Below are 16,948 nucleotides of genomic sequence, written 5' to 3' on the forward strand. Positions count from 1 at the left end.
TTAACCTTTGTTAAGACGCTGGCGAATACGGGACAGGCTAACGGGGGTAATGCCGATATAGTTGGCGAGATCACGCTGAGTGAGCTGCGACTCCCAGTCCGGGAAGTGTGTTTGTACGTACTGGTAGCGTTGCTCTGGGGTATTGAGCAGCAGCATTTGCTCTTTTTTCTCTTTGTAGATCAATTGCTGGACCAGTAGCTGGGTCTTAATCTCCTGATTTTCCGGTGCATTCAGCAACGCCAAGGGGATTTCAGTGGTTTCTCCAGCGGCGATCATTTGCAGACTGTAATCGGCAGGCGTGTTAGTTAGCCAGTTCAGGTACAGAAAGCAGTATTCTCCGGCAAAGTAGAATTCTTTAACCCTTTCAATGCCGTTGTCCGCGTGATAAACCGCACGAGCAACACCATGATGCAAAAGATGAATTTTACTTTGTGGTTCACCTTGACGAAGTAACCAACTACCTGCCGGTTGCGTTTTTCTACGGCTGCCAGCAAGCCATTGTGATTCCTGAGTACGTGACACTTTATCTCTCAAATAATTTGAATAAGACTGGCAAATCCTTCCGCTTTTAGTTGTGCGATGTGAGGGCTATTATTTATCACATCAAGGCACGGTGCCTTACTCAAACAACTAAGTTAAAGGGTTTATATCATGAAAAGCATCAAAACTTTTGTCGCAGTTATCGCTCTGGCTACTTCTTTCGGTTCTTTCGCTGCTCAGACAGTTACTGCAACCGGTTCTACGCTGGAAAGTGCTGAAGCAAAAATTGCCGCCCAGGCTGAACGTGCAGGCGCCAGCGATTATAAAATCACTCAGGCTTACACCGGTAACCGCGTGCACATGACTGCTGAACTGCTGAAATAAGATACCTCAGTACTGTCGAAAGAGCGCCCTTGAGGCGCTTTTTTCATTTCTGATATTTACTGCCTGAGCAATGCAATAAACGCTTCATATCCGGTCAATCCCGCAATAGTATCAGCCTGATGGCTGCTCAGTACGCTGGATAAATAACTGAAGATTTTTAGTTCATGCCGCGCCTCGGCGGCGGCACAGGCGATCAGGACATGACTGACGGGTTCGTTATTCACCAAAATGGGCTGTGCGAGGGTGATAAAGAAACCGCGGAAACGACGCTCCTGTTCGCTCCAGCAATGAGGAATCGCCAGGCGATTCACTATCAAGTTTTCACCTTCATGCTCCCGGGCGCAAATGCGTAGCGCTTCGTCCTCAGTGATATGGCCCTGGGCCACAAGCTGGCCGCAGATCCGACCGATGATGCTCTGCCAGCTTTCGGCCTTCATATTGGCGTAATGGAAGCAGCCCTGCTGTAAAAAGAAACGTTCGGGCTGCTGGCGGATAAAGGCCGTCGCAAGGAAGTGTTTGATCTGCTCGGTACCCGCTGCGGTGATAATATTCTTGATGGTTAAGGTGTTTTTTAGAGATTCATCAAGCAGATAGTGACTATTGTTGACGATTAACAGCGGGGTGATTTCTTCGCTGATGGCGCTGACTTCACTTGTATTTCGCGCAATGATCACCCGACAATTCAGGACATCCCGCTCAATAGCCTGTTGGTTGATGGTGGCGATAGCATTCTGGTCGGATAATAAAATGACCGGCTGACGCTCGTTTTGATGCCGCTCCAGCGCACAGGCGAAGTAAAGCCCGATGAGATCGCTATCGAACAACGGGATATCCAGTTTTTCGCGCAACAGGGCGATAAAACGCAAACTCAAATCGAAAGCGGCAGGCCAGGTAGACTTCAGGTTATGCATACTGCTCTGGCGATGCTCCGGTACCCAAACCGGGGCAGAGACGCATCTCAACAGGTGGCCAGTAATATTTTCAACCAGTTGGGCATCGATAACGTTCAACGCGGCAATGCCGGGAACGCTTTTTAACAAGCAGGTCACCGCATCGGCCGAGATGGTCATTGCCTGACGTTGCCTGATTTCCAGAAGACCGATCAGGGTTCTGAAAGCGTTTTCGCCCAGGTAGACTCCTCCTTGTTCCACCGCATTTTTCAGTGATATATACCGACACTCCGGCCACGATCCGGTGAGCTGATTACGCAGGGCGTAGACTGCCAGCACCAGACTTGCCAGGTACTCTCCCGAGATGAACGGGAATTCATCAAGTTTTTCACATGCAGTGTTGAGCCTGTCGATGTTGTCTCGGGTAATACCTGGCAGTGGAATTAAGAGTGGATCTTTTTTAAGCAGATTTGCCAGCAGGATTATGCGTTTTTCTTCTGGTTCATCAATGAAATGACCGACGCCCGGGCGGCTGGCAAGACAAAAGGCGCGCTCATAGCGCTGTTTCAAACGCGGGAGACGATCTGCCACCCAGGTTTCAGGTAAATTGAGTGCTGAAGCCAGCTGTACGCGGGGTGTAAAGGTATTAAGCAGAAGAAAGGCCAGCAACCGGTCATCATTATCATGGCGTTGCAGAAGCTGAAAATAACCGCGTCTGTCGACGATATCCAGTTGATAACCCGCGTTGCCGCCAGGCTGAATACGAGCCTTACCGCTGAGGGTAAAATTGAGGTAATCAATATCGCGCAGGATGGTTCGACTCGAAACGCCAGTTTGTCGCGCCAGCTCGCCCAACGGACACGGCTGCTGTTCAAGAATATCCACAATTTTTAACTGGCGTTCCGATAACATTAATTCACCTGGAGAAAGTCGGTGAAGGATTTCACTTTTTCTGCCGTCAGCGAGCTCAGCAGCTCGCGCACCAGCGTAAACAGCGCGTCGTAATCTGCTGCGGAAATCATGCCGCTGTTGGCGTGGAGATAGCGTGTCGGCAGGCAGAGTGCCGCCACCGGACGCCCCCCTCCCATAACGTTATAGCGTCCGCCGTCCGTCGCCCCGGTTTTCATGGTGCAGAACTGCAAAGGCGCATCGCTGTTTTTGGCACACGCTTTTAACGCGGCGACCAGCTGTTGATTGGGAAAATAGCGCTTATCGAACAGCATCAGGCCAGGGCCATCGCCAAGCTTGAGCGGGTATTTGATGGCGTCGATTCCGGGCACATCGCCCGCAACTGCGGTATCCAGCACTATCACCACGTCGGGCTTGATATGCTCGGCCGAGGTTTGCGCTCCGCGCAGCCCGACCTCTTCTTCCACGCTGCCCACGCCGTACAGGGTAATGTCAGGGTTATCGACGGTTTGTAACAGCTCAGCCATCAGCGCGCAGCCGACGCGGTTATCCAACGCTTTACCGACGATCTTATCTTCGCCCCAGCGAGCGAAATTGGCTTCCGGGCTAATGAAGTCACCGATCGCAATCCCGTATTTTTCTACTTCTTCGTGGCTGTTAGCGCCAATATCGATAAACATCTCGTCAAAGGTCAGCGGCTGCTGTTTCTGCTTTTCCGTCAACGCGTGCGGAGCGACGGAGCCGATAATACCAGGGATTTTAAATCCCTTGCGTGTGCGAATGGTGACCCGGTGGTTCAGCATCGACTGGCTCCACCAACCACCAATGGTGGTGAAGCGCAAAAATCCGCTCTCGTCGATATGCGTGACCATAAAGCCGACTTCATCCATATGGCCGACAACCGCCACCTTCGGCCCGCGGTTGCCTTTGCGGGCGACAAAGCAACCGAGGCCGTCGAAGGTGATTTCATCGACGCTGGATTCCAGCGCGTTAATGAGAAGAGTACGAACTTCCTGTTCATCGCCGCTGACGGCGCTGGCTTCGCATAACTGCTGAAGTAACTCAATGTTCATGGGCAAGCTCCTGCTGCGCGGCTTTACGTTTCAGCCACAACCCTTTCAGGATAATAATTAACGAAATGTTCAGTGCCAGACCGATAGCCAGCACCAGGTAAAATGATCCCGCCGGAGACATCAGGCCAATCAGCGGATCAAAGATACCTAAACCCGGCGCGAGGCGTTTGATTCCAAAGGCGATAACCAGCATGCCGGTAACGCCACCGGAGAGCGTATTGGCGGTAATCATCGGCAGCGGCGCGGCCAGTGCGTAGGGGATGGCCGGCTCGGTAGCGACGGTGGCGCCGACGACAATCGCACTGCTGGCGGCGGCCTTCTCCTGTTGCGTAAACAGTTTAGGCGCTAAATAGGTAGCGATTCCCGCCGCGACGGGCGGCATCAGCGCCACCACGCCGACGATGGCGTACCAGTCATAGATATGTTTTTCCAGCAGTGAGAAGCAGAAGAACCAGGCCGTTTTATTGATTGGCCCGCCCATATCAAACGCCAGCATCGCACCAACGAGGAAGGCCGCGCCCATTTTCATGGATGGAGGAATGGTGTTCAGGAAGTGCAGCAGACCGCCCATGATGTCGGACATCACCGGGCCGATGACGTAGTAAGTCAGTACGCCGAACACCAGTAAAGTGACAAACGGGATCAGCATAGAACCAAGCAGTGGCTGTAGCGCTTTGCCGAGGCGAACCTTGCGAAACCAAAGGACAAAGTAGCCAATTGCCAGCCCGAGTACGACCGCGCCGAGAAATCCTGCGCCGGACTGCGTACCCAGCAGGCCTTTATCGTTCGCCAGATAACACACCAGAAATGCTGGGGCAAAAGCGGGTTTATCGGCAATCGACCAGGCAATATATGCCCCCATAATCGGGATCATAAAGGTAAAGCCCAGATAGCCGATCGATTCAACAATCCAGGTGAACGACGGCGCGCCTTTCGACATATCGGTATAGGGCAAACCGAACTGCACCAGCATATTGGCGATGGCGACCAGAATACCGCCGCCGATAACAAACGGCAGCGCGGCGGAAACGCCCGCCATCAGGTGGCTCATTACGCTACCGTGCTGGACCTCCTGTTTTCCCAGTTTCACGCTGCTATCGGCGGCGAAAAGTTGGGAATGCGTCGGTAACTGCGTAAAAATCAGGTCGATATTTTTTAGCGCCTGGGAAATGGCGATTTCATAGACTTTTTTCCCGGCAAAACGTGCCCGGTCTTCGCCGCTCAGGCCGCGACCGGTGGCCAGAATGACATAATCGGCAGCGGCAATCTCTTCATTGCTCAGGCGGTTTTCGACGCCGCTTGAGCCCTGGGTTTCGACTTTAATCGTGTGGCCGAGCGAGCGCGCTTTTTGCTCCAGCGCCTCTGCCACCATATAAGTGTGGGCGATCCCCGCCGGACAGTTGGTGATCGCCACTAAACGTAAGGATGACTCCATAGCCGCGTCCTTATGAGGTTAAGGTCTGATTAAGCAGGGCGAGCACCTGGCTGGCGTCACCTTGCTTCAGTTGATCGATGAAATCCTGATGAATGATTTTGCGGCACAGGGTGCCGATGATTTTGACCTGATCGTCCTCGCCGGTTTGTGGCACGCCGAGGCAGATCCAGCAGTTGACGTCCTCGCCGTCGCTGGCTTTCCAGTCCACGTTTTCTGACTTGCGCGCGAACAACACAAAGGGCTGCCTGATGCAGGCGCTCTTACCGTGCGGGACGGCAATACCCGAGCCAAAGCCGGTGGAATGCAGCTTTTCGCGCAGCAATAGCGTTTGCAGGAAAATGCTGCGATCGGAGACATAGCCATTCTGAAACGCCATATCTGCCAGTTGCTTGAGGATGGCATACACGCTATTCCCCTGAATATTCAGGTCAATGCAGTTAGCTGTAAGGGTTGTCATGTGGGGGGCTCTGTTAAAACTATTTGATTTGATTCTAACGGCGAGATGGCGAAGAGATGAGCGGCAATATGTCAGCGTGGAATGACAATTTGGGGCCGAGTTAGCGCGTGGTTTTGTGGGGTAAAACACACAACGCTACAGGCGATTACCCTGATGAATATTTCGCCAGGGTAATTATTTTTTTAGTGTATTCCCGCCATCCTTAACAATGCGGTCACCACCGCGGCGGCAACGATCACCACGATTAGCGGCAGCTTGCGCCAGGCGAGAAATACCGCGAAGCCAACCCCAAGAACCCGCGCCATACCGGCAAAGTGTTCGCCTTCGTAAAAGGTGGTCGCCAGCGCAACGGAGAACAGTAATACCGTTGCGGCGTCGGAAAGCAGCGCCTGCGAGCGTTCCGAGAACGCTAAACGACTCCCAAGCTTCGCTCCGCCTAAACGCATTAAATAGGTTCCCAGAGATAAGATGGCGATACCGACGATAAACAGCGTCATGTTGCCCATTATTTTTTCCTCGTCAGTAAGCCAAACAGTGAGAGCAAAACCGGTAAACCGACCGGCGCAAAGGGGATGGCGGCAAGCGACAACCCGGCACCGCTACAGGCGCGAATCAGTGTGGTGCGGTTTTTAAAGGCCGGGACCACTAAGGCCAATAAAATTGCAGGGAAGACGGCATCCAGACCGATGGTTTCCGGGGCGGGGAGCAGTTTGCCGACGCCCGCGCCGATCAGTGTGCCAACAGGCCAGAAAATAGCGACGCCCAGACCGCACAGCCAATAGGCTGCTTTACGTTGTTCGGGTGTTTTTTGCGACAGGCCGAATACTACGCTTTCGTCGTTCATGATATGACAGCCGAGGAAACTCGCAGCCCGGGAGCCCACAAGATCGCGCACCGTGACGCCAAACGGGATGTGTCGGGCGTTGACCAGTAAACCGGCAGCCGCAGCCGCCAGTGGGTTACCGCCGCTGGCGACGATGCCGATAAACATAAACTCGGATGCACCCGCCAGCACGGTAATAGAGAGCACAAACGGTACCCACAGCGGGAAGCCGTAGGCCATTGCCAGCGAGCCGTATGACATGCCGACTACGCCGACGGCCAGACAGACTAAAAATATTGCTTTTATTGTGTCGCCTTTGAGACTGGAAAAATAATGTTTCATACCATTTTAGCCATATCGAACGAATTTCCATTATAATGAACGCGACCAGTCAATATTACAAGTCGAACGATTCGTTCGATATAAAGAACATGGAGTCGTGAATGACCCAGCCCATCAGTATGATCGCGAAAAGCCTGGTGCGTGAACGTCAGCGCACCGGTTTGTCATTGGCAGAGATTGCCCGTCGCGCAGGGATTGCAAAATCGACACTCTCGCAATTGGAAGCGGGCAATGGCAATCCTAGCCTGGAAACGCTCTGGTCGCTGTGTGTGGCGTTGGATATTCCCTTTGCGCGCCTGCTGGAGCCGCAGGAACAAAAAACGCAGGTGATTCGCCGCGGCGAAGGAACAAAAGTTGTGGCTGAGCAGGCCCACTATCAGGCCATTTTACTGGCCGCCTGCCCACCGGGGGCACGGCGGGATATCTATCTGCTGCTGACGCAGCCGGGTGCGGATCGGATTTCACAGCCGCATCCGCCGGGATCGGTTGAACACATCATCGTGACGCAGGGTAAGGCGATGGTGGGATTGACGGAAGCACCGGAGGAGTTAGGCGAGGGCGACTATATTTGTTACCCCGCTGACCAGGCGCATATCTTTAAAGCGCTGGAGCCTGACACCCAGGCGATTCTGGTTTCTGAGCAGAACTAACTGTTATGTTGCGTTGTGCCGGATGCGGCGCGTTAGCGCCTTATCCGGCCTACAAGACTACTGCAAATAAAACACTTCTTTTAGCTCTGCGCTGACCGGACTGTTGTCTGGGTTGGTCGGCATTACGTCGCGCATATGCTTCCACCAACGTTGGCAAACGTCGGTGCTGGCAACGGCATTCCAGCGTTCTTCGGACTCAATCTCAACGGTGGCGAACAGCAGATTGCGCGCCTGATCGAGATAAATCGCGTAGTGATGGGCGCCATGTTCTTTCAGCACTGTTTCCAGTTCTGGCCAGATGGGGTTATGACGACGCTGGTACTCAACGTGCGCGTCGGCATTCACCTGCATTATAAAGGCCTTGCGAATCATAACGCCTCCAGATACAGCTCGCGGACCTCGTCGCGGCTGGCGGTGCGCGGGTTGCACGGCGCACACGGATCGGCCAACGCTTTATCCAGCCAGCCCTCAATATCCTCTTTCGTCACGCCAAGTGAACTAAAGCCCGCAGGAATACCGACACGCTTGCTGAGTGCACGAATCGCGTTGATGGCCTCCATACTTGCCGCTTCATCGCTCATGTCACGGGTATCGACGCCCATCGCCTGCGCCACGCGGGCAAAGCGCGCCACGGCGTTTGGACGGTTAAAGTTTTCGATTACCGGCAGCAGGATGGCGTTGCAGACGCCGTGTGGCAGATTATGGGTTGCGCCCGGCTGGTGCGCCAGAGCATGCACCAGACCGAGACCAGCGCTGTTAAAGGCCATCCCCGCCAGATACTGACCAAACGCCATTTGCTCACGAGCGTCGAGATTATGACCGTCGTCGACCGCTTTTGGTAGCCACAGGTTGATCAGGCGAATCGCTTCCAGCGCGTTAGCGTCGGTGAGCGGATGCGCACCAACGGAAACATAGGCTTCCACCGCGTGGGTTAAGGCGTCCATACCGGTTGCGGCGGTGACGGATGCCGGGATGTCCAGCATGACGCTGGCGTCATCCACGGCGATATCCGGGATGATATTCGGGTCGATGATTACCTCTTTGACCTTACGGGCAGAGTCGATAATGACCGCGTTGCTGGTCATCTCTGCTGCCGTACCGGCGGTGGTATTGATGGCGACCAGCGGTACACCCGCATTTTTCACTTTGCCTACGCCGGAGTAAGCAGTAGAAGGGCCGGGGTTGGCGGTCAGGATCTTCACCGCTTTAGCCGTATCGATCGGGCTACCGCCACCGAAGGCAATAATGTAGTCACATTTGGCGTCCTGATACGCCGCGAAACCTTTCTGCACCAGCTCTTCCGTCGGGTTTGGAAACACCTCATCAAACAGCTGGTAAGACATCTGATGTTCATCCAGCGCGGCAAACAGGCTATCCAGCAGGCCCAGCTTTACCAGTTGACCATCGGTGACGATCAGCGCTTTGCCCCATTGTTTATTCGCCACGAGGTTCGCCATATCGGCAATCGCGCCGGCGCCATGCAGGCTAATTTTTGGCAGTGCCAACATAAAGCTCATCACTATTCTCCTTAAAAAAATTCCCTGGTGCCCGATGGCGCTACGCTTATCGGGCCTACGGTGAAATGCGCACCGTCATGTAGGCCGAATAAGGCGAAGCTGCATCCGGCGTTGAGTGGGGAGGTATCAGTACAGCTCTATGGCGCTGGCCAGCGGCGTCACGCCGAAGCGTTTGCCAAGTGCGATCAGCTCTTCACGCGTAATGGTCTGCTTCATACCGCCCATCGAATAGATTTTGACTAAAACTTCAGCGGATTTCTCTGCGGTATCGATCAAACCGAACGCTTCGTCGAGGGTGGGTCCACTGCCGAACACGCCGTGGAATGGCCACAGTACCAGCGAGTGTTTCTGCATTTCCTCGGCGGTCGCCTGACCAATTTCATCTGTACCTGGCACCATCCACGGCAGAATGCCAACGCCATCCGGGAACACCACCAGGCACTCGGTGCTGCCTTCCCACAGCTTGCGGGTAATCAGCGCGGTGTTGTTTTCCAGCACGTAGGTCAGAGCGATCAGGTTGGTGGCATGGCAGTGCATGATCACGCGGTCTTTACCGTTCGTCGCTTTAATGCGTTCGCAGTGAGAGAGGAAGTGAGCCGGCAGTTCAGAGGTCGGTACAGCCTCGTGATTCAGGCCCCAGAGGATGTGGTAGCCCGCACCGTCGCTGTCGATTTTCACCACGCCCAAATTGGCTGCAGGATCGAGCTGGACGTTGCGGAAAAATTTCCCCGAACCGGTGACGATAAACGGCGTATTCGCCAGCAGCGGCATCGGCTGACTCAGCGCGATATAGCGTGGTTTTTCGTGGAAATCGGCGCTAAATGGCGCGATATCTGCTTCATCAAGACGCAGCGTCAGGTTACCGCCGTTACGCTCGTCCCAGCCTTTCAGCCACGCATCAGAAGTGGCTTTGATCATCCCCTGGACGAACCAGGAAGTAGTAATGTTTTGCATGTTCGGTGTTCCTGTTTAGTGCCCGAACGTTATCGGGTCTTACGCAGGCCGGATAAGCGAAGCACCATCCGGCAATCGTGTTTCATTCATTGCCGGATGGCGACGCGAGGCGTCTTATCCGGCCTACAAGCCTGGTGTCACGGTTAGCTACGTTTGCTCAAAATCTCTTTTTCATAAGTGTGCACGCTGTCCAGCCACTGGCTGCCCGCTGGCGTGTCGTGACGCTGGCAATACATCTCCCAGACGGCCTGCCACGGCAGCGATTTTTGCTCTTCCAGCAGGGCCAGGCGTGCGGTGTAGTCGCCGCTGGCTTCGAGCTGGCGCAGTTGCTCGGTCGGTTCTAACAGCGCGCGCAGCAGGGCTTTTTTCATATTGCGGGTACCGATCACCCACGCGGCGATGCGGTTAATGGAGGCGTCGAAGAAGTCGAGGCCGATGTGTACGCGGTCAAACAGGTTGTGGCGCACGATCTCGCTGGCAATCGCCTGCGTTTCATCATCCAGCAGCACCACGTGATCGCTGTCCCAACGCACTGGACGGCTGACATGCAGCAGCAGGCGCGGCACGTACAGCATGGCGGCGGAGATTTTGTCGGAAATCACTTCGGTCGGATGGAAGTGACCCGCATCCAGACACAGCGCCGTCTGGCGACTGGTGGCGTAACCCATGTAGAACTCGTTAGAGCCCACGGTGTAGCTTTCCGCACCGATGCCAAACAGCTTGCTTTCGACGGCATCGATATGGTGCGCCGGGTCTAGTTTCTCGCTGATCACTTCGTCCAGCGCGTCCAGCAGACGTTGGCGCGGCGCTAAACGATCAACAGTGATGTCTTTCATGCCATCCGGGATCCAGATGTTCATCACTGATGGCGTACCCAACTGCTCGCCAAAATACGCCGAGACGCGACGGCTGGCTTTGCAGTGATCGATCCAGAACTGGCGAATGGTGTCATCGGCGTGGGCCAGCGTGAAACCGTCGGCGCTCAGCGGGTGTGAGAAGCAGGATGGGTTGAAATCCAGTCCTAACTGGTTCGCTTTCGCCCACTCCACCCAGTTTTTAAAGTGCTCAGGTTTGATTTGATCGCGGGCAACCGGCGTATCAGATTCCAGATAGATCGCGTGCAAATTCAGACGTTTTGGACCCGGAATCAGGCTCAGCGCCTGCTCCAGATCGGCCCGCAGTTCGGTGGCGTTACGCGCTTTACCCGGATAGTTACCGGTAGCCTGAATACCGCCAGTGAGCGAACCTTCCGGATTTTCGAAACCGGCGACATCATCGCCCTGCCAGCAGTGCATGGAGATCGGCAGACGATCGAGCTGGCGTAAGGCCGCCTCGACATCAATGCCTACCGCGGCGAAACGCAGTTTTGCCAGTTCCCAGGCTTGTTCAAGTTGAGTGGTCATGCGCAAAGCTCCTTTGTCTGTCGTAGTGATTGAAACTGCGCCTGGTAGCGGGCAATTTCACTTTCAGGATTGGGAATGAAGGTGGTCAGTTCGTAGTTAGCGCGCACCACCTGACGGAAATCATCAACGTTGTTCAGCTCGTCCAGCGTCATCAGCTGGATGCCAATATTGCCGAGCGTGGAGGCCTCAATTGGCCCGGACATCACGCGAATACCGCAGGCATCCGCGCACAACTGGTTCAGTAAGGTGTTCTGGCAGCCGCCACCGACAATGTGCAGTTGGCTAAATGCTGCACCACGCAGTTGTGCCAGCTCTTGCAGGATGTCGGCGTACAGCAACGCCAGGCTGTCGAAGATACAGCGCGCCAGTTCGGCGTTTTGCAGGGGTACGGGTTGGCCTGATTCACGGCATGCTGCCTGAATTTCTGCACTCATATCGTCGGGGTTGATAAAGCGATCGTCGTTCGGGTTTATCAGGAATTGACAAGCCGGCAGCGCTTGCGTTTGGCTGATAAGCGTTGGCAGGTCGGAAATCTGGCGCTCTTTTAATACGCGCTGGAGCAGCCACAGCCCCATAATATTTTTCAGGACACGGTAGCGCCCTTCCGCGCCGCCTTCGTTGGTGATATTCGCCGCCAGTGCCGCATCGTTGGTATACGGCGTTCTGCTCTCAAAGCCCATCAGCGACCAGGTCCCGGAAGAAAGATAGGCGCTGTTTTTGTCGGCCAGCGGAGAAGCAATGACCGCGCTGGCCGTGTCGTGACTGGCGACGGCTACGACCGGAATTTGATTTTTCTGCGGGCAAATCCAGTGACCAATTACGTTCCCCGGATGCGTCGGACGACCAAACCAGGCTTTGTCTGCTCCGGTCCACGCCAGCAGAGTGTCATCCCAGTCGTCGGTATTAATATTGACTAACTGGGTGGTGGTGGCATTGGTGTATTCCCAGTTCATTTTGCCGGTCAGGCGAAAGCTGAAGTAGTCGGGGATCAGCAGGGCATGGGCCACCTGCGGGAGCAGTTCTGGCTGTTGTTCAACCAGCGCACGCAACTGATACAGGGTGTTAAAGGGCAGAAACTGAATGCCGCTACGGCGGTAAATTTCACCTTTACCCGGCTGCGCCATCGCTTGCGCCATAATGCCGGTCGTGCGGCTGTCACGGTAAGAGACCGGCAGACCGACACGTTGACCGACGTTATCGATCAGAACGTAATCCACGCCCCAGGTATCAATGCCGATGCTGTCTATCCGAATGCCTTCATCGCAGACTTTTTTCAGGCCAAGACGAATATCGTTTTCCAGGCTGTCGATGTCCCAGGTGTCAAAACCGTCTGTTTTTTGCAGGCAGTTCACGAAGCGGTGGATTTCACGCAGCGTCAGGGTGCGGTGTTCACTGTTGTAACGCGCCAGCATTACGCGCCCACTGGATGCGCCGAGATCGACTGCGACACAATGGCGAAAAGTCATAGCGAGGTCCTTCTGAGTTTTATTGCACTCAGTCTAAGAACCCCAGATAACGCGTACCTTCTTGACAGTGACAGCCACAATTAGCGGCTGGCAACATGGCAAAGGTGAACGTGATGCTGTTCACAATTTCTATTAATAGGGTCGGTTTTAGCGGATGTGACGTCTTCCGCAATTCCCGATCTTTCCCGCCATTTCTTGAAGAATTGACCGTGTTTACGCACTTTGGCGTCAAAAATTTAAGGTGAGGGTGATAACCCTTAATTACTATTCAGCCATGTTCATTTGATCGGGAAGGATGTCATCATGACGATATTGCATTGCGTGGATTTTTTTCCGACAGGTAAAGCGCCAGTGGCTATTGAACCGCGGCTTCCTCAACCTGCGTTTCCAGAACATCATCATGATTTTCATGAAATTGTGGTGGTCGAACATGGAACGGGGATCCATGTGTTCAACGGACAGCCTTACACCATCAGCGGCGGTACGGTGTGTTTCGTTCGCGATCATGACCGGCATTTATATGAACATACTGACAATCTGTGCCTGACCAATGTGTTGTATCGCTCCCCGGATGCGTTTCAATTTCTGGCTGGGCTGAATCAACTTTTACCTCAGGAACAGAATGGGCAGTATCCTTCGCACTGGCGGGTGAATCAGGGTGTGTTGCAGCAGGTTCGACAACTGGTGGGGCAGATGGAAGGGCTCGGTGAGGGGATGGATACACCAACGGCGGCAAATCGCGAGATCCTGTTTATGCAGCTGCTGGTGCTGCTGCGTAAAAGCAGCCTGATGGAAGCAGCGACCGATAACGACGCGCGGCTTAACCTCCTGATGGCGTGGCTGGAAGATAACTTTGCCGACGAGGTATGTTGGGAGGCGCTGGCCGAGAAGTTTTCCCTCTCTTTGCGTACTCTGCATCGCCAGCTCAAACAGCAAACCGGATTGACGCCGCAGCGCTACCTTAACCGCTTGCGGCTGATCAAGGCTCGGCATCTGCTTCGTCACAGTGATGATAGCGTGACAGACATCGCTTATCTCTGCGGATTCGGCGACAGTAACCACTTTTCGACGCTTTTTCGCCGTGAGTTCAAGTGGTCGCCACGCGATATTCGTCAGGGGCGCGATCTCGTTGTGGCAAGCAGCCTCCAGTAACGCGAAAGCTATCAACGTTTTTTATCGCCGAATCTCAGATAATCATGTTCCTTAACGCCGGATGGCGGCTACGCCTTATCCGGCCTACAGATTACGTGACACGTAGCGGCCACCCGGCAGGGAATATTGTGATGGCGAACCATCTGGTCCTTCTGAAATCAGACTTTTTTGCGCATGAGCAGCAGGCTGTCGCCGTAGCCGATCGTTATCCGCAGGATGTCTTTGCTGAGCATACCCATGAGTTTTGCGAGCTGGTTCTGGTCTGGCGCGGTAATGGCCTGCATGTCCTTAACGATCGCCCGTACCGGATAACCCGTGGCGATCTGTTTTACATTCGCGCCGAAGATAAACACTCCTACACTTCCGTTAACGACCTTGTGCTGCAAAATATCATCTACTGCCCGGAGCGGTTGACGCTGAATGTTGACTGGCAAGGGGCGATCCCCGGATTTGATGGTGCGCCGAGGCACCCGCACTGGCGACTCGGTAGCGTTGGCATGAGCCAGGTCAGACAGGTGATAAGCCAGCTTGAGCATGAAAGTAATCAACGTGATGCGCAGGCTTTTACCATGGCTGAGCTGCTGTTCGGGCAACTGGTGACCCACCTTAAGCGGCATCGTTATGCCACGGATACGCTCCCGGCGACGTCGAGCGAAACGCTGCTGGATAAACTGATCACCGCGTTAGCCGGTAGCCATGAGCATGCGTTCGAACTGAATAAGTTTTGCGAGCGCGAACGGTGCAGCGAGCGCGTTTTGCGCCAGCAGTTTCGCAGCCAGACCGGCATGACCATCAACCAGTATCTCCGCCAGGTGCGGGTTTGCCATGCGCAGTATCTGCTCAAACATAGTCGGTTGATGATTAGTGAGATTTCCATGCGCTGCGGCTTTGAGGACAGTAACTACTTTTCGGTAGTGTTCACGCGCGAAACCGGGATGACGCCGAGCCAGTGGCGTCATCTCAGCACCCAACATGATTAGCTGGCCATTCCCAGACCCACAATGTTTGCCGCGACAATGATCACCACGCAGCCAAGGCTTAGCACACTTACCGGACGGCGACCCGCGTTTTTCCACTCTTTCAGCACCAGCCCGACAATCCCGCCGCACAGAACATAGAAGCTCATGTGCAGCATCCAGCTTACATAATCATATTGAGCCGGAATACGCGCGTGGCCCCAGGCGTAGAAGAAGAATTGCAAATACCACATCAGGCCACCAAGCGCAGACAGCAGCACGTTGGTGATAATCAGTGGCTTGGCTAACGAGAAGTCGGCTTTTATCGACAAGTTTTTCACTTTTGCCAGACGAATGAAGCAAAAGCCCAGGTTGACTAACGCGCCGCCGCCCATGATAACCACGTAGCTGGGCAGGGCGACATACAATGGATCGACACCCAGCGCGGCGGCGGCATCGTGCATTGGTTTAGCGGCGTTCATCGCAAATGACATCCCGGCGGAGAAAATGCCGCACATGACCGCCAGAACCAGCCCTTTTTTCAGGTTGAACTCTTCCGCTTTGATGCCCATTTTGCGTTCTTTTAACTGACCGGCCCGAGTCACAATACCGACGCCAATCAGCGCGACCAGTACGCCAAGCAGCGTCATGCGTCCGCCGGAAGTATTGATCAGCACATCAAAGTTGCCGTTGATAATTGGGGTCATCAGCGTGCCGACAATCAACGTAATCCCAATTGCAATGCCGATCCCCATCGACATACCGAGATAGCGCATGGTCAGACCATAGTTGATATTGCCAATCCCCCACATCGCGCCGAACAGAAACACCGGAGCCAGCGTAGAGAGGCTGAAAGAACTGAAGTAGGCCCAGAAATTGGGAAGCAACATGGCGCTAATGGTCCATGGCAGGATAAGCCAAGAGACGATCCCGCCAACCGACCACATCGTTTCCCATGACCAATGTTTGACTTGTTTGAACGGGGCATAGAAACAGGCGGCACTGGCTGCGCCTATCAAATGCCAAAAGATACCCATCGTAATCGCGTTACTCATGACTTAATCCTCGTTATTTTTTATCGTCGGTAATGACCCCTCCGACCAAACGAGTTTAAAAATTACGCAGGATGTTAACCTTTTAACGATTGCCGCCATTTTGCGCATGTTGGCAATCATCACGTTAACTGGGTGATTCGGTTCACATCTTTAGCAATCAACATGCGCTATTAAAACCTTGTAAAAAGTACGGCATTGATAATCATTTTCAATATCATTTAATTAACTATAATGACCCAACTGCTTACGCGGCGTTAACACAGGCCGCCCGACAATACTGGAGATGATTATGAGTTATACACTGCCATCCCTGCCGTACGCTTATGATGCCCTTGAACCGCACTTCGATAAGCAGACGATGGAAATCCACCATACCAAACACCACCAGGCTTACGTAAACAACGCGAACGCTGCGCTGGAAAGCCTGCCAGAATTCGCCAGCCTGTCCGCTGAAGAGCTGATCACCAAACTGGATCAACTGCCAGCAGACAAGAAAACCGTACTGCGTAACAACGCGGGCGGTCACGCTAACCACAGCCTGTTCTGGAAAGGCCTGAAAACCGGTACTACGCTGCAGGGTGACCTGAAAGCGGCTATCGAACGTGACTTTGGCTCCGTTGACAACTTCAAAGCTGAATTTGAAAAAGCAGCGGCAACCCGCTTTGGCTCCGGCTGGGCGTGGCTGGTGCTGAAAGGTGACAAACTGGCTGTTGTTTCCACCGCCAACCAGGATTCCCCGCTGATGGGTGAAGCTATCTCTGGCGCTTCCGGTTTCCCAATCGTGGGCCTGGATGTTTGGGAACACGCTTACTACCTGAAATTCCAGAACCGTCGCCCGGACTACATCAAAGAGTTCTGGAACGTCGTGAACTGGGACGAAGCTGCCGCGCGTTTCGCAGCAAAAAAATAAATTCTATGCTTTAACGAAGCCCTGCAAGCGATGCTTGTGGGGTTTTTTTGTGATCAAACTCAATATAAAAACAATGATCCACTTAAATTGAA

At 54.0% G+C, this 16,948-nt stretch carries 18 protein-coding genes; 5 read left to right on the top strand and 13 right to left on the bottom strand.

All coding sequences use genetic code 11. From position 1 onward, the window contains the following. Positions 1–522 (bottom strand): Crp/Fnr family transcriptional regulator, encoded by a 522-nt coding sequence (locus WN16_RS04290; RefSeq protein WP_044701824.1) that lies wholly within the window; start codon positions 520–522, stop codon positions 1–3. Between the two features lie 129 nt (positions 523–651). Here WN16_RS04290 and WN16_RS04295 point away from each other — a divergent pair, with 129 nt between their 5' ends. Continuing rightward, positions 652–864 (top strand): DUF1471 domain-containing protein, encoded by a 213-nt coding sequence (locus WN16_RS04295; protein ID WP_003825262.1) that lies wholly within the window; start codon positions 652–654, stop codon positions 862–864. Between the two features lie 56 nt (positions 865–920). Here the strand turns inward: WN16_RS04295 and WN16_RS04300 are convergent, their stop codons facing one another. The 6 genes from WN16_RS04300 to WN16_RS04325 all read right to left on the bottom strand — a co-directional run bounded on the left by WN16_RS04300 (position 921) and on the right by WN16_RS04325 (position 6,793). Beyond that, positions 921–2,666 (bottom strand): putative frv operon regulatory protein, encoded by a 1,746-nt coding sequence (locus WN16_RS04300; RefSeq protein ID WP_044701827.1) that lies wholly within the window; start codon positions 2,664–2,666, stop codon positions 921–923. Then, entirely contained in the window at positions 2,666–3,736 is a 1,071-nt protein-coding gene (locus WN16_RS04305) for an aminopeptidase (RefSeq protein ID WP_044701829.1), read from the bottom strand. The genes WN16_RS04300 and WN16_RS04305 overlap by 1 nt, the downstream gene beginning before the upstream one ends. Continuing rightward, positions 3,726–5,171 (bottom strand): PTS fructose-like transporter subunit IIBC, encoded by a 1,446-nt coding sequence (locus tag WN16_RS04310; protein WP_003847888.1) that lies wholly within the window; start codon positions 5,169–5,171, stop codon positions 3,726–3,728. Before WN16_RS04310 ends, WN16_RS04305 begins: the two co-directional genes overlap by 11 nt. A gap of 10 nt (positions 5,172–5,181) precedes the next feature. Then, complete coding sequence (locus WN16_RS04315) at positions 5,182–5,628, bottom strand: PTS fructose transporter subunit IIA (RefSeq protein ID WP_003847887.1); 447 nt, start codon at positions 5,626–5,628, stop codon at positions 5,182–5,184. A 182-nt stretch (positions 5,629–5,810) separates the two neighbouring features. After that, entirely contained in the window at positions 5,811–6,134 is a 324-nt protein-coding gene (locus WN16_RS04320) for an AzlD domain-containing protein (RefSeq protein WP_003847885.1), read from the bottom strand. Beyond that, positions 6,134–6,793 (bottom strand): AzlC family ABC transporter permease, encoded by a 660-nt coding sequence (locus tag WN16_RS04325; protein WP_003028720.1) that lies wholly within the window; start codon positions 6,791–6,793, stop codon positions 6,134–6,136. The genes WN16_RS04320 and WN16_RS04325 overlap by 1 nt, the downstream gene beginning before the upstream one ends. A 101-nt stretch (positions 6,794–6,894) precedes the next feature. On the opposite strand from WN16_RS04325, the gene WN16_RS04330 reads away from it, so the two are divergent. After that, positions 6,895–7,443: an XRE family transcriptional regulator gene (locus WN16_RS04330; RefSeq protein ID WP_003028726.1), complete on the top strand. Its 549-nt coding sequence runs from the start codon at positions 6,895–6,897 to the stop codon at positions 7,441–7,443. 57 nt (positions 7,444–7,500) lie between these two features. On the opposite strand, the gene rhaM is transcribed toward WN16_RS04330, so the two are convergent. The 5 genes from rhaM to rhaB all read right to left on the bottom strand — a co-directional run bounded on the left by rhaM (position 7,501) and on the right by rhaB (position 12,783). Then, a complete protein-coding gene (gene rhaM, locus WN16_RS04335; RefSeq protein ID WP_003840461.1) occupies positions 7,501–7,815 on the bottom strand; it encodes an L-rhamnose mutarotase in 315 nt (104 codons plus the stop codon). After that, complete coding sequence (gene fucO, locus WN16_RS04340; RefSeq protein ID WP_044701831.1) at positions 7,812–8,960, bottom strand: lactaldehyde reductase; 1,149 nt, start codon at positions 8,958–8,960, stop codon at positions 7,812–7,814. The genes rhaM and fucO overlap by 4 nt, the downstream gene beginning before the upstream one ends. 126 nt (positions 8,961–9,086) lie before the next feature. Further along, positions 9,087–9,914, bottom strand: coding sequence for a rhamnulose-1-phosphate aldolase (gene rhaD, locus WN16_RS04345; RefSeq protein ID WP_044701834.1), 828 nt, complete (start codon positions 9,912–9,914; stop codon positions 9,087–9,089). Positions 9,915–10,057: 143 nt separating this feature from the next. After that, positions 10,058–11,317 carry an L-rhamnose isomerase gene (rhaA, locus tag WN16_RS04350; RefSeq protein WP_044701835.1) on the bottom strand — a complete coding sequence of 420 codons (1,260 nt, stop codon included), beginning with the start codon at positions 11,315–11,317 and terminating at the stop codon, positions 10,058–10,060. Continuing rightward, on the bottom strand, positions 11,314–12,783 hold the full coding sequence (gene rhaB, locus WN16_RS04355) for a rhamnulokinase (RefSeq protein WP_003840470.1): 1,470 nt from the start codon (positions 12,781–12,783) through the stop codon (positions 11,314–11,316). Before rhaB ends, rhaA begins: the two co-directional genes overlap by 4 nt. Positions 12,784–13,086: 303 nt before the next feature. On the opposite strand from rhaB, the gene rhaS reads away from it, so the two are divergent. Together rhaS and rhaR are read left to right on the top strand one after the other, a co-directional pair. Continuing rightward, positions 13,087–13,935 (top strand): HTH-type transcriptional activator RhaS, encoded by an 849-nt coding sequence (gene rhaS / locus WN16_RS04360; protein WP_044701836.1) that lies wholly within the window; start codon positions 13,087–13,089, stop codon positions 13,933–13,935. Between the two features lie 131 nt (positions 13,936–14,066). Next, entirely contained in the window at positions 14,067–14,915 is an 849-nt protein-coding gene (gene rhaR / locus WN16_RS04365) for an HTH-type transcriptional activator RhaR (protein ID WP_003840475.1), read from the top strand. Here the strand turns inward: rhaR and rhaT are convergent. Next, positions 14,912–15,946 (bottom strand): L-rhamnose/proton symporter RhaT, encoded by a 1,035-nt coding sequence (gene rhaT, locus WN16_RS04370; protein ID WP_003840477.1) that lies wholly within the window; start codon positions 15,944–15,946, stop codon positions 14,912–14,914. The two genes, rhaR and rhaT, sit on opposite strands and share 4 nt — an antisense overlap. 289 nt (positions 15,947–16,235) lie before the next feature. On the opposite strand from rhaT, the gene sodA reads away from it, so the two are divergent. After that, positions 16,236–16,856: a superoxide dismutase [Mn] gene (gene sodA / locus WN16_RS04375; RefSeq protein ID WP_003840480.1), complete on the top strand. Its 621-nt coding sequence runs from the start codon at positions 16,236–16,238 to the stop codon at positions 16,854–16,856. Positions 16,857–16,948 lie beyond the last annotated feature (92 nt).

The sequence above is a fragment of the Citrobacter sp. ABFQG genome, assembly GCF_004322975.1.
GTDB lineage: Bacteria > Pseudomonadota > Gammaproteobacteria > Enterobacterales > Enterobacteriaceae > Citrobacter > Citrobacter freundii.